Annotated in this window: 9 protein-coding genes and 1 pseudogene; 6 read left to right on the top strand and 4 right to left on the bottom strand. The window is 41.3% G+C overall.

Annotation, left to right across the window (positions count from 1 at the left end):
- Positions 1-31: 31 nt before the first annotated feature.
- Positions 32-904 (bottom strand): RNA polymerase factor sigma-32, encoded by an 873-nt coding sequence (locus L2W36_RS25950; RefSeq protein ID WP_236111957.1) that lies wholly within the window; start codon positions 902-904, stop codon positions 32-34.
- A gap of 293 nt (positions 905-1,197) precedes the next feature.
- On the opposite strand from L2W36_RS25950, the gene L2W36_RS25955 reads away from it, so the two are divergent.
- Both L2W36_RS25955 and L2W36_RS25960 read left to right on the top strand, forming a co-directional pair.
- Complete coding sequence (locus L2W36_RS25955; RefSeq protein ID WP_236111958.1) at positions 1,198-1,602, top strand: glycine zipper family protein; 405 nt, start codon at positions 1,198-1,200, stop codon at positions 1,600-1,602.
- Between the two features lie 78 nt (positions 1,603-1,680).
- Positions 1,681-2,736: a hypothetical protein gene (locus tag L2W36_RS25960; protein ID WP_236111959.1), complete on the top strand. Its 1,056-nt coding sequence runs from the start codon at positions 1,681-1,683 to the stop codon at positions 2,734-2,736.
- 62 nt (positions 2,737-2,798) lie between these two features.
- Here the strand turns inward: L2W36_RS25960 and L2W36_RS25965 are convergent, their stop codons facing one another.
- The 3 genes from L2W36_RS25965 to L2W36_RS25975 form a co-directional block, all read right to left on the bottom strand.
- On the bottom strand, positions 2,799-4,388 hold the full coding sequence (locus tag L2W36_RS25965; RefSeq protein ID WP_236111960.1) for a winged helix-turn-helix domain-containing protein: 1,590 nt from the start codon (positions 4,386-4,388) through the stop codon (positions 2,799-2,801).
- Between the two features lie 112 nt (positions 4,389-4,500).
- Complete coding sequence (locus L2W36_RS25970; protein ID WP_236111961.1) at positions 4,501-6,099, bottom strand: bifunctional aspartate transaminase/aspartate 4-decarboxylase; 1,599 nt, start codon at positions 6,097-6,099, stop codon at positions 4,501-4,503.
- Between the two features lie 59 nt (positions 6,100-6,158).
- Entirely contained in the window at positions 6,159-6,428 is a 270-nt protein-coding gene (locus L2W36_RS25975) for a hypothetical protein (RefSeq protein ID WP_236111962.1), read from the bottom strand.
- Between the two features lie 236 nt (positions 6,429-6,664).
- Between L2W36_RS25975 and L2W36_RS25980 the strand changes: the two genes are divergently transcribed.
- The 4 genes and pseudogenes from L2W36_RS25980 (at position 6,665) to L2W36_RS25995 (ending at position 13,321) form a co-directional block, all read left to right on the top strand.
- Complete coding sequence (locus tag L2W36_RS25980) at positions 6,665-7,762, top strand: efflux RND transporter periplasmic adaptor subunit (RefSeq protein ID WP_236111963.1); 1,098 nt, start codon at positions 6,665-6,667, stop codon at positions 7,760-7,762.
- 15 nt (positions 7,763-7,777) lie between these two features.
- On the top strand, positions 7,778-10,855 hold the full coding sequence (locus L2W36_RS25985; protein WP_236111964.1) for an efflux RND transporter permease subunit: 3,078 nt from the start codon (positions 7,778-7,780) through the stop codon (positions 10,853-10,855).
- Positions 10,855-12,204, top strand: coding sequence for a BamA/TamA family outer membrane protein (locus L2W36_RS25990; RefSeq protein ID WP_236111965.1), 1,350 nt, complete (start codon positions 10,855-10,857; stop codon positions 12,202-12,204). The genes L2W36_RS25985 and L2W36_RS25990 overlap by 1 nt, the downstream gene beginning before the upstream one ends.
- Before the next feature lie 100 nt (positions 12,205-12,304).
- Positions 12,305-13,321 (top strand): annotated as a pseudogene (locus tag L2W36_RS25995) (IS630 family transposase).
- The last annotated feature ends 233 nt before the right edge of the window (positions 13,322-13,554 follow it).

Raw genomic sequence — 13,554 nt, forward strand, 5'->3', positions numbered from 1 at the left:
AAAGGTAGTTAATATTGTTGTAATGACAGTGTTAGGCTGCGTTAGCCATCGGTATGTGACCCATTAGGTTCTTTAGCTTTGCTAACGTAGCGACTTCAATTTGACGAATTCGCTCAGCGGATAGTTGGTGCTTGTCTGCTAACTCTGAGAGTGTGGCTTTTTCGTTGGTTAGCCATCGATGAATAATAATATCTTTGCTGCGCTCATCTAACTTTTGTATTGCAATCTTTAGCTCAGAAGATAGGTGGTTACTCCAATTTTCTTCTTCATGATTGTCTGCGAAATCATCGCGATGCTCGCGAAAATAATTGTCTTCAGTATATGGGCAGTGAAATTCTTCATCATAATTATGACTTTCTAACTGTTTATCTTTATTAGATAGTCGTCCATCCATTACAAATACATCCCTCACTCGTACTTTTAGATTCTTCGCAATATCTTTCGCTTGTTCTTCACTTACCCAGCCAGAATCATTTTTGTGCTTTCTCAAGTTAAAAAATAATTTTCTCTGTTCTTTCGTTGTTGCAACTTTTACCATGCTCCAATTCTTGATTATGTATTCGTTAATTTCTGACTTTATCCAGTGAATAGCGAAAGAAACTAATCGAACTCCTCGAGCAGGGTTGAACTTCTTTATTGCTTTTATTAGTCCAACATTGCCAGCTTGAATAATGTCTAAAGTAGACATACCGTAGCCAACGAAATTTTTGGCAATGTAAGCAACATATCTTAAATGAGGCAGTATCAGCTCATTTAACGATTGTGAGCAATTTTCTGTAAATACTTTATTAGCTAGTGCCCTTTCTTTTTCTTCACTAAGTAATGGATACCTGCTAATTGAGCCTAAATAGTGCGAGAGACTATCTTTAGACTCTGCATTGGTGAAATATGATGAAGCTGACATTTCTTCTCCGATGTATTTGTTGAATTAGAATTTTAGAGAAGTTTATGTCATGAGTTACCACTTGTAATTATGGATAAATTAGACTCTGCTATAATTTATTTTTAACCTACAAAACAATGAGTTGCCTTTGTTTTTTATCGGGATTTTATCGCCTGTTTATGAGGTTTTATCTAGCTGGTTTATGATTTTTATGAGGTTTAAAAAGCTATTATTTAACCTTTATTTTACGTTGATTTTTGAACCGGAATTTTCAGTTAGAGTAGTTGTAAATCAACCAAGAAGTTGGAATTAACATGAAAAATCTAAAGCTAACTCTTCTTATCGGGTTAATTATTTCTCCTCAAGTATTTGCCGATAATCTGATCATCGATACAAAAGGTATTGACCAAGAGAAATACAGCGCAGATATGTATCAATGTCAGCAATTAAGTTACCAAGTACAACAGCAAAATGTTGAAGGTACAGGACGCACTACGATTAAACATATGGGACGTGCTGCTGCCTTAGGCGCTGGTGCAGCCGCAATTGGTGGTGGTTCTGGTTCAGAAGGCGCAGGAATTGGCGCAGGAATTGGTTTAGTAACAGGTGTATTAGGTAGTTTTGCTGAAAAACAACAAGCTGAAGCGAATTACCAAAATGAGAAAGATACCGTTATGCGCAATTGTATGAAAGATCGTGGTTACACGATTCTTAACTAATCTCAGTTTTCAATATATTTGTGAGTATTAAATAAAACATATGGTCACGATATATTAACCATTATAAGAGTAATCAGAATGAAAAAGGCAGTATTGTCGACACTTCTTTTCACCATTATTTCTTCACCGAGTTATGCGGATAGCACAATGCCAAATAATGAAGATATTTGGTTGCAATCGAGAGAGGATATTAAGCAGGCACGAAGAGAAGCGAGAAATGTAACACGAACTGGCGATGTTGTAGCAACTAAAGAGCTAACAGAACAGAAAAAGCTCGATAGGAAATGGCAACATGCGCTTCCATTTTACGCTCAGAATGCGATTGACCTGGGCTTTGATTTACCGTTGCCTTTTTCATTGTCGATTATTCCTACTTATACTGAACAGAATATTGGCTTTAATAATCTGAATGTTAATGTAGGCAATGTGTCATTAGGTGATGTGGTTGATTTAAACCAAATCGACTTTGGCAATCCTGATGTCAAAACAGCGACATTGCAACTAAGAGCAGCCGCTTGGTTATTCCCATTCATGCAAGTAGGTGCCCATGTAGGGCGTTTTGATGGCAATACTGACCTTGATGTGAAAATCCCGGGATCGGTGTTTCCTGGCTCGCTGTCAGACAAGCTAGCAAACTCAAACATTACGTGTAACCTCTTCAATTACTGCGGTGATAAGTTATCGAATGCATTGAACAACCTACCCTCTCTATCTTTTTCTCCAGAATTTAAGGGGTGGAACTATGGAGTGTCGACGAATTTTGTTGCTGGTTTTGGAGAGTACTTTGGTGTTTTACCAATCAGTTATACATGGTCCCAAACTGATAATGGTCGAACATCGAGTCAAACCCTTGCCGTGAGCCCACGCATAGGACGGTCTTATCACATTGAAAACTGGGGGTTATTTAGCCCATACATTGGTGTTTCGTATATGCATAACACCGGGACAACTAGTGAAACAGATGCGTTGGATATCCAAGGGTTGAGCTACAGTATTGATCAGTACAATACGAATGATTGGTCAGGTATTGTTGGCTTTAACTGGAATTTAGCAAGAAGCTATGGTGTATCTGCAGAGGCAAATATTGGTGAAGGCCGAAAAAGCGTAATGGCTATGTTGACCTATCGATGGTAGTCAGTGTTCCTAATCCGTAAATAGAGGGGCAGTGTGGTATTGACCACGTTGCCCTTTTTGACTTATACCGCATCATTCCCGCTTAAGCTTGTTTCTACCTTTTTCTTGATATCGGAAAGGTCGCTATTGAAGAACAACACTTCAGATAGATTTAGAACCTGAATAGTTGAGGACTCTAGGACAGCGTGGTAATAGAACTCTTCAGCTGCGTCTCTATTGCCTGTTAGTTCTGAGGCTTTTGCATTTAAAATATAGAAAAACACAGTGCGCCGTTCATGAGGAATGGTTTGCAGTATGGTCTTCGCTTGCAACGGTTCATCGTTAGTCAACGCCATCATAGCACTGGCTTCAAGGACTCTTGGCGTTGTTTGATTGGCGTTAGCAAACTGTTCAAACTTCAACAAAGTCTCTGTGTTTAACTGCTCTAGATATTGTGACATGTTTTGTGGAGGATCAAGGTACATTCTGGACACGTTAAAAATATAGGTGGTAGCAACAACGTAAGGGTTGTCCGGCGACAGTTTTTTGGCCTCTTCAATGAGCTCAATGGCTCTGGTATGAGTATAGTCATGATAAGACGCGCCAATAGACGTTAAAGCTGATTCAATTGATGCAGCTTCGTTAGGAAGTTCATCGACCAAATCCGCGATTAGTGACTTTTCAATTTCGATATTAAATGAATCCAACAAATCGTCTAACGACTTTTTTAAAGACGGCTTGAGCATGTCTTCTGTAACACGATATTTGCGAGCAAGATGTTTATGGCCAGATATGCGATTCACGTATTCAATTTCAATGTAGTCTTGGTTATCGCGTTTGGATGCTGCAAATTTAAGTTCATTCGCCGCTACTTTAGATGCTGGACCGTCATAGATGACACGATAATCCTTATAGGTTTTAAGCAGTTCCAACAGCTTTTTGGTAAACCCTACTTTCAGATCATCGCGTAGGACCTCATCTTCAAGAATGACGTGAATATAACGAGGTTCAAGAGATAGGTAACTTGGTGTGGCAATGGGCTCGATGACTTTTGCAGTGGCTCGGTCATTTTGCTTTACGTGCAGATAGCTTGCCCCCACACCTATGCCGATAACGAGTAATGCTGCGGTTGCAATCCAGCGCTTCCTGAAACCAGTTTTCTTTGTTGCAGTTTGCATGGCGGGGCGTTGACGTACTGGCTCAGCCGCTGAGGCTTCGACTTCCGTGCTTACTCCTGCTTCAGGGAGAACGATATCGGTTGTTTCAGGTGCTGACTCGTCTCGCAAAGCATCATTTTTTTCAGAGACAGAACTAGTGGTTTCGATGACCGGTGCAGGTGTTTCTATGTTTTTTTCAACAGTCGCATCGAGCTTATATCCACGTTTGGGAACTGTGACAATGTAGCCATATGGATGGTTGCCTTGCTGTTTGAGTATCTTCCTTAGCTCAAAGATCGCTTGAGTGATAACTTGGTCTGTTAGGATTGACCCGTTCCACACTTCGTCAATAAGTTCGTCTCTTGAGAACACGATGTCGGGATTTTCACATAAGAAGTGAAAAAGCTTGGATAGCCTGTTATCAATGACGATATCTTCGCCATGCAAAACGAACTTGTCTTCGTATGGATAAAACACCCAATCATCTATTTTAAATTGCACTTTTGGATTTTTCATAGACCATTCATAACTTACTGTATCTAATAAAGAAGTATTAGATAGTATAAGTGAAAATACAAAAAAAGCCTCGATACATTTTTGTAACGAGGCTTTCAGCGCTAAGAATTGACTATCGATTGTTCAAATAAGTTTGATAGTAGCTTTCTAAAACGGCATTGATTGCTGTTGAAATTGTCGCATAAGCCGACTGTGGCAAGTTAGCGAGAGAGACACGTAGTGACCATTCTGGAGCATCAAAACCACCACCAGGCATGACCACAATACTACTTTCTTCGGCTAGGCGAACTAGGAAGTCTAGCGGTTCATAGCCTTCTTGCATCCAGGCAAAGAAATCACTGCTGTACGCAGATGTTGCTAGGTCTTGGATATTAATCTCAACGTAATAGAAAGCGCCATTACTATTGTCTTCAGCGATGGTTGGCTCAGTCAGCGATTTTTCCATGAGTGTGTGATAGCGAGCACGTACGATGCGTTTCGCGTTATCTTGGTATTCTTTACCACCTTCTAGTAGAGCAAGCAGAGAAAACAGTGCCATTTGGATTTGTTGTGGAGTAGACAGTCCAGCAGTGTGGTTTAGAGCAACTGCACGGCTATCAGCAACAAGTCGGTCGATGAACTTGATATTTGCAGGATCAAGACTGATACCACTATAGCGTTGAGTCAGTTCTTGACGTGTAGATTCTGGTAGATCCTGAATCATCTTATCAAGATTGTTGTCTTCATTTAGGGCAATTACGCCCAAACGCCAACCAGTTGCACCGAAGTATTTCGAGTATGAGTACACCAGAATAGTATTTTTGGGTGCTAACATTGCCAATGAGGTGAAGTTATCGGTGAACGTACCGTACACATCATCAGTCAGCACGATCAGCTCTGGGCGCTCATTGGCGATATCTGCAATTTTCTGCAGTGTTTCATCGCTCAGTTTCACTGAAGCTGGGTTACTTGGGTTAACGAGGAAGAAGGCTTTGATTTTTGGGTCACGAAGCTTTTCTAGTTCGCTATCTGGAATTTGCCATTGTGTATCTTCTGATGCCATGATCTCTACTTTGTTTAAGCTGTAGTCTTCAAGCTCTGGCATTTCTAGATAAGGTGTAAACACCGGTGCACCAATGGCAATGTTATCGCCTTTATTTAGAAGACGATTGGTTTTCAATGTGTTGAAGATATATACCATCGCTGCAGTGCCGCCTTCGACAGCAAACAAATCAAAGTGAGAGTCTGGTAAACCAGCTTTGCTGCCCATCTCTTGTTCAATGTATTTACGAGAAATGAACTCGCAGTTTTTAAGCATGCGATCAGGTACAGGGTAGTTGTCACCCAGAATGCCTTCTACCAATTCATAGATGAGCTCATCCGCATCAAGTTTGTGTTCAGTTGTTAAGAAGCTAAATGCATTTAGAAGAAAACGAACGCCTTCATTCTGTTCATGGTCTTCACAGAATGACAGAAAACGCGTTGAGATATTGTCTTTCTCACTCATACCGCCAAAACCAGGGTATTGAGAGTAGGTTGCTTTAGATTCTAGTAGAGCAAACATACCTAACTGGAAAAACGCGTCTCTTGGCACTGTCGCCACCCAGTTTGGGTTGCCACGACCAGCATTTATCATTGCGTGATTTTTGTTTTCAGCAGCAAGCTTCATCAGTGTATCTTTTACTTCAAATGGGCTAAGCGTTTCTAGCTGTTTTTCGTCATTACGATTCATTTTTGATTCCAAATATTATTTATAAGCGTGATTGTTACGCTAGGGTTATATTAATTCTCTTACTTAGAACTTGTTTTATGATGAGTTCTAGAAGAATTTTTGTGGCTGTGCTTTTTATCATGGTGATGTTTATCATGATGACCATCTGAATGATGATTAACTAAATGTTTATGGCCTTCATTTTTACCACCATGTTTTTGGTGAGGATGAGTCTTAACTTTATCTTCAAATTCCATGTGGTCTTTATTGTGTTTGTGCTCCACATCACCATAGATTCTTTTCATCTTTTCTGAGGTGGTGTGTTTTGTATGTTGCATTTTCTCTGACATGATTTTGCTCCTGATTAAGTACCGGGATACTTTAATATTTCTCCTTTGGTAAAACATGAGATTACCATCATTGTTTTATATTTTATTCTTTCTTGGTTTTCTTAACATGTTGATTTTTAATGTTTATATTTTGTTTATCGAACATTATGCATTGATTATCCAAGAGTTATTAAATTCTCTTCTTATCACGGTAGATTAAATGTGTTCTCAACGTTAAACATTATTAAGTGAAGGTTATGTCTAAGAAAGCAATATCAATAGTCCTAGCTGTAGTAGTATTAATACTGCTATTTGTTTTCGGATTTAATAGTTTTAAAAATCATATGGTCGCTAAAAAAATTAGCGAGTACAAAGCACCTGCTGTTTCGGTGACTGCTATTACTTCTAAAAAAGATAGCTGGGCACAAAATGTTCAAGCAGTAGGGAAAATTACATCAAAGCAATCTACAGAGGTTACCAGTCAAATTTCCGGTCAGGTTAAAGCAATCAACTTTAATTCCGGTCAAACGGTAAATAAGGGTGATGTTATCGTTCAGCTTGATGACTCATTACTACAAGCAAAATACCGTAGCCAACTTGCGAAGCAGAAATTGGCAAAGATCGAACTTGAACGTCAGGTGAAACTTTTAAAAACGAAAAGCACAGCAAAAAACTCGGTCGATAAAGCACAAGCTCAATATGACGCAGAGTCGGCAGACCTTGCTTACATTAAGTCGCAAATTGACTTCATGAGCATCAAAGCCCCGTTCGCTGGTAAGTTGGGTATCCGAACTATCGACCTTGGTGATTATATCAATCCAGGTGCCCTTATTGTTGAGTTAGAGAGTATTAACAACAACTTTATCGATATCTCAGTTTCAGAAGACTTTCAGCCACAGCTTGCATTAGGACAAAAGGTGACCTTTACCAATGACGCTTATGGAGACAAAACATTCTCTGCGGTTGTTTCTGCTCTTCAGCCGTCATCAGATGAGCAGTCACACAACATCAGTGTTCGTGCAGAAGTGGAAGGCGATGGCAACCAACTTTTGAGCGGTATGTATATCAACGCAAAAATAACGTTAGGCAGTGAAGTTGCGATTGTTCCGGTACCAAAAGTCGCTATCTCTTACTCTCTTTATGGCGACAGCGTCTTTGTCGTGAAAAACGAAAATGGTCAGCAAGTTGTTGAGCAGAAATTAGTCGAAATAGGCCCTCGCAAAGATGACTTAGTCGGCATTGTGTCGGGCTTAGAGCGAGGCGAAATCGTCGTGACTTCTAACCAACAACAACTTAAGAAAGGAACCGTGGTTAAGATCAATAACTCAACTCCGTTTCCTAAAACATTTAAGTAATAAATAGGCAAAATTATGAATTTTACCGACATATTTATAAAGAGACCTGTTCTTGCAACAGTGTTGAGCTTGGTGTTATTGGTGCTGGGTCTTAAAGCTTTTTCGGAGCTTCAGGTTCGTCAATACCCTGAGATTGAAACGGGTGTGATAACTGTTACTACGACCTATCCAGGCGCAAGTTCGACTAGCGTACAGGGTTATGTAACCCAGCCTCTGCAGGCGCAAATTGCGCAAGCAGAGGGAATTGACTACATGACATCAGAAAGTAGCTTAGGTAAGTCTTTGATCACGGTGAATCTGAAACTGGATTATCCAACTGATAAAGCACTCACCGAAATCTTGTCACTGGTCCAACAGGTGAAATATCGCTTACCAGCAGGTACGCAGGATCCGAGCATTTTGAAGTCGACATCACAGTCGCCAATCCTTTATGTTTCGTTTTCAAGTGACCGCTTGGCGACACAGCAGATTTCTGACTATGTGAGCCGCGTGGTTAAGCCAACATTCTCTACCGTAGACGGCGTATCAAAGATCGACCTACTGGGACAGAGTGACTTTGCAATGCGTATTTGGTTGAACCCAACCAAAATGGCGGCGTTTGGTCTAACAGCTGCCGATGTACAGGCTGCAATCCAAGGCAGCAACTCTGTGAGTGCTGCGGGTAAATTGAAAGCGGACTATATCGAGATTGATATCAACGCACACACCGACGCATCATCCGTTGATGAATTCAAGAACATGGTGCTTAAAGCTGCGAATGGTCAATTAATTCACCTAGAAGACGTGGCAACGGTAGAACTTGGTGCGAACACTTATGACTCGCGCGTATTGTTTAACGGTACTAGCTCGATCACAACAGCAATCAGCAATACCTCTACATCAAACCCACTCACCGTCGTTGAAGGTCTGTATAAAGTTCTTCCTGCGATTAAAGATAGTTTGCCGCTCGGCATGAAAGCGGAGGTCGTTTACGACTCCACGAAATTTATCGATAGCTCTATCGAGGAAGTAACCAAAACTCTCGTTGAAGCTGCGGTTATTGTCATTATTGTTATCTTGGCGTTCTTGGGCTCAATGCGTGCCATGGTTATCCCGTTAGTGACGATTCCTCTTTCACTGATTGGTTCAATGTTCCTAATGATGTCTTTGGGTTTCAGTATCAACCTATTGACTTTATTAGCAATGGTTCTGGCTATCTCGCTTGTTGTAGATGACGCTATCGTTGTCGTAGAAAATACCTTCCGCCACTTAGAAGAAGGTGCTAGTCCTGTAGAGGCTGCTATCAAAAGTGCACGTGAGATTGCTGGCCCTGTTATTGCTATGACAATAACACTGGCAGCAGTTTATGCACCAATCGGCTTTATGGGGGGGTTAACAGGTAAACTATTTACTGAATTTGCATTTACTCTTGCAGGCTCCGTATTGATTTCAGGGTTTATTGCTTTGACGTTGACGCCAATGATGACCTCTAAGATGCTGAACAAGCAAATTCTTGAAGGTGCGATGGTTAAAAAGATCGATAGCATCATCTCTGGAGTGACTAATCGTTATGAAAACCTGTTGGCAACGGTACTGAAAAACCGTTTATTGGTTTGGCCGCTTGTCGTTACGTTCTTGGTGTCATTGGTATTTATGTTTACTCACACTGCGAGTGAATTGGCTCCGCAAGAAGACCAAGGTGTTGTAATCATGATGGGTCAAGGCCCATCGCAAGCTAATACCGACTACCTTGGCAATTTCACTCAAGCGTTGGATAAAACGATCAGCAGTTATCCTGAAACTGAAATGTCGATGATGGTAAATGGTTACCAAAAAGACAATAAGTTCTTCGGATTAGGTGTACTTAAAGATTGGGATTCTCGTGAAGCGTCAGTGAAAGACATCATGACAAGATTCCAGAACGACATAGTCGATTTCCCAGGATTGCAGGTGTTTACTATTTCACCTCCAGATCTACCTGGTACGTCGCAAGGTTTGCCGTTCCAAATGGTATTGAAAACGCCGACGGGAAGCTATGAAGAGCTCTACCAGTACGCAGAAAAAATGAAAGAGTATGCAGTCAATAGCGGCAAGTTTATCTATGTTCAGAATGACTTAGAGTTCAATAAGCCTCAGGTAGAAATTACCATTAATCGTGACAAAGCAGCATTGATGAATGTGAACGCACAAGAAATTGGTAATGTGTTAACTCGTTACGTGAGTGAAGGTTTTATTAACTATTTCGCTCTAGATGAGCGTAGCTATCAGGTAATCACTCAAGTAGAGCGCTTTGACCGTAGTTCTTGGAATGATATCGACCAATATTACGTGCGCTCAAATAACGGCACTATGGTTCCGCTATCAGCGCTTATTGATATCAAGCAAAGTGTGCAGCCATCAGCCGTGGATCAGTTCCAGCAATTGAACAGCGCGACTATCGAAGCGAAGATGATGCCAGGCGTTAGTATTGGTGAAGCTTATGAAGTGATGCAGGAAGGTGCAAAACAAATTCTTCCAACGTCGTACGCAACAGATTCATCTGGTCAGTTACGTCAGTATGTCCAAGAGGGAGCGTCTCTGGTTTCAACCTTTGCTCTTGCGCTTATTATCATTTATTTGGTGCTAGCGGCTCAGTTTGAAAGTTTCAAAGACCCATTGATCGTATTGACCAGTGTTCCGTTGTCGATATTCGGAGCCATGATTCCTTTGTACTTGGGTATCGATACGCTCAATATCTACACTGAGGTTGGCCTTGTAACGCTTATCGGTCTGATCAGTAAGCACGGTATTTTGATCGTGGAGTTTGCGAACCAAATCCAGCCGGAATTCGCAGGTGATAAGATTGCCGCAGTGAAGAAAGCAGCAGCAGAACGTTTACGTCCTGTATTGATGACGACAGCAGCAATGGTCATTGGTGTCGTACCGCTACTTACAGCAGCAGGTGCTGGCGCGCAAAGCCGCTTCTCTATCGGTCTAGTAATTACTGTGGGCATGACAGTAGGTACTCTGTTTACCTTATTTGTCGTCCCTACGGTTTATACATTCCTGGCTGATGATCACTCAGGTGAATCTACTGAGGATACCAACACTAAGCCTGTAGAAGAGCACCAATAGTGAAGAAAACCAATCAAAAAGCACTAAGGATGGTGCTTTCTTTTTTTGCAGCCTCTTGCTTTTTATTTGTGATGCCGTTGAGTCAGAGCTACGCCAATACAGGGCGAGGTGAGCAAAATTCAGTAGTCTCTCAGTCTAAACCAGTATTTGTTGAAAATACTCGGAAAGCAGAAGCTAAATTGGCTGAGTTTGATAAAAAAATCGATGATAATCAACAGATTCAGAAGGATTGTGTTAACAACTGTGCTGTGCTTGAGAGGGAAGAAGCAAGGCTAAAAAAAGAAAAAAAGGCATTTATAGAAACCAATCGACTACCACTGGTTTCAATATTAGGAGGCCCAGGCTATATGCCGGAAACAGGGCTTATGCTCGCGTTAGGAGGGCTCTATTCTTTTAGCACCGACCGCGACAGTGACAACTTACAACGTTCTAGTGTCAGTCTCGTGGCAATTGGTAACGAGATGGAGTCTGGTATCGGCTTTGGTTTGCGTTCGAAACAGAATTTGTTTTTCCAGAATAACGATATTCGTTATGTAGGTAGTCTGAGCTTTGGCAATCAAAGCCAGTACTACTGGGGAACAGGCTATGACAAGGGTAAGGCTGTGGATGCAAGTGATAACATGTCGTTGGACTACAAGTTTGTTAACTACGATGCCAATCTGACGTTTAGAACCAATCAACATTGGTACGTAGGTCCTGTTCTTCGCGTTCGCTACTACGATCCTAGCAATGATGATTTACCCACGAGTGCCTTAAACGATGACAACTTCCAAACTTATCGTGATAAGCCATTTTCAATCGGTGCTGGTTTTACTGTGCAATACGATACTCGCGATGTAACGGTTAATGCCTGGCAAGGGAGTTTCCTTGGAATTGAGTTTGTCGATTACAACTCATTCCTTGGTAGTGACAACGACTACTCAAAAGCGTCTGTGGATTATCGATACTACTACGCCCTGTCAAAAGGCAAAGTGTTAGCGTTATTCAATAAGCTCCAATGGAGTCAAGGTGATGTCCCATTTTATGACATGCCGACCTTGGGCGGGCAAGACTCTATGCGAGGCATCTATCAAGGTCGCTATCGCGACAACATTGCCATCGAAAACACATTGGAATATCGATGGACCCTGAGAGATGGTCAAGACCAAATGACTAAGCACGGTGTGACATTTTGGGCTGGAGTAGGTTCCGTCGATAGTTCAATGGATGAGCTGTACTCGAACTTTCTCTATAGCTACGGCGTCGGCTATCGGTATGAAATTCAACCACGAATGAATGTGCGAGTGGATTTGGGAATAGGTAGCAATGACGACAAAGGTTTTTATCTCACCTTTACCGAGGCGTTCTAAAACACCTTAAATATAACCTGAGAGCGATTTAGGCTATCGTTATACCCGTGAGCATTGAAGATTCTTGAATTTTAATAAAATCAGGATCATGCTAAGCGTAATGAAAATTACTTTGACTCTTCAACAGAAACACCAACTTGAACAAATACACGATTCTACTCGTGATGGTCGAGTGCGTGACTGTATTAAAGCAGTATTGCTTACCGCAGAAGGTTAGAGTCAGACTATGATTGCTCAAGCTCTTCGTATTCATGAATCGACCGTTGTACGACACCTCAGCGACCACGTTCTTTATGAGAAAACTCAAGTCCGAGAATAGCGGAAGCCAAAGTAAGCTTTCTACTACTCAAACCATGCACCTAATCGAGCATTTGGCTGAGAAAACCTATTATCACACTCATCAATTGTCGCCTATGTTAAAGAGACATTTGAACTTGATTATACGTTCTCTGGTATGAACAAATGGCTTTAAGTTACAAGCAACTGAAGGGCGTTCCACACAAGTTTGATGAAGCAAAACAACAAGCATTCATAGAGGCTTATGAAGCGCTAAAGGCAAATTGTGGCAAGGATGAATCGATAGTCTTTATCGACGCTGTTCACCCAACCTTATCAACAAAAATATCTCATGGCTGGATACGTACAGGTCAGGATAAAGTGATTGAAACAACGGGCAATCGTAGCAGATTGAATATTATTGGCGTACTGAACCTGTTGGATGTTGGTGGCACCATCGTTCACGATTAAGAAAGCATTAACAGTGAAACGATAGCTTGCTTTTTCTGTAAGTTAAGAGGGAGTTATCCGTTAGCCCATAAGCTTCATATCATCTTAGATGGTGCGGGGGACCACCGCAATGACTTAGTCAGAGACGCGGCGTTTCTCCTTAATATCGAACTGCATTATCTTCCATCTTATAGCCCAAACCTCAACCCAATAGAGCGGCTATGGAAAGTAATGAATGAGAAGTCGAGGAATAACGATTACTTCAAAATTAAACGGGATTTCAAGGCGGCAATAGACCAATTTTTCTGTGAGTCTTCCAGAGATCGTAGGCTCTTTAGCATCTCGAATTAACGATAATTTTCAGGTGTTCAAGCCTGCACCTTCAAGTTGATTCGGTATAGTAATGAAAACCCATTTAAAGAGCTTTCTTACTTCCTGTTTTCTTGAATCTAAAGGCATCTTTTCTATACTCATAAAAAGAAGCTAATACTGCTTGTAATAGCTTTCTTGAGCACTCCGTTTGGGCATCGACTGCTACCACTGACAATCCTGCTTGATGATGCCAACAAAACTCACCAATCAGGTGAGTTTCTTTTTTGATAAAGCTCTACCATTGAGCGATCT

It is taken from the genome of Vibrio sp. McD22-P3 (assembly GCF_021568915.1).
Taxonomy (GTDB): domain Bacteria; phylum Pseudomonadota; class Gammaproteobacteria; order Enterobacterales; family Vibrionaceae; genus Vibrio; species Vibrio mediterranei.

Bases quoted from the DNA above. Each gene is read 5' to 3' on its own strand.
- L2W36_RS25950 (WP_236111957.1), bottom strand. From the start codon at position 904: ATGTCAGCTTCATCATATTTCACCAATGCAGAGTCTAAAGATAGTCTC.
- L2W36_RS25960 (WP_236111959.1), top strand. From the start codon at position 1,681: ATGAAAAAGGCAGTATTGTCGACACTTCTTTTCACCATTATTTCTTCA.
- L2W36_RS25985 (WP_236111964.1), top strand. From the start codon at position 7,778: ATGAATTTTACCGACATATTTATAAAGAGACCTGTTCTTGCAACAGTG.
- L2W36_RS25970 (WP_236111961.1), bottom strand. From the start codon at position 6,099: ATGAATCGTAATGACGAAAAACAGCTAGAAACGCTTAGCCCATTTGAA.
- L2W36_RS25980 (WP_236111963.1), top strand. From the start codon at position 6,665: ATGTCTAAGAAAGCAATATCAATAGTCCTAGCTGTAGTAGTATTAATA.
- L2W36_RS25955 (WP_236111958.1), top strand. From the start codon at position 1,198: ATGAAAAATCTAAAGCTAACTCTTCTTATCGGGTTAATTATTTCTCCT.
- L2W36_RS25965 (WP_236111960.1), bottom strand. From the start codon at position 4,388: ATGAAAAATCCAAAAGTGCAATTTAAAATAGATGATTGGGTGTTTTAT.
- L2W36_RS25975 (WP_236111962.1), bottom strand. From the start codon at position 6,428: ATGTCAGAGAAAATGCAACATACAAAACACACCACCTCAGAAAAGATG.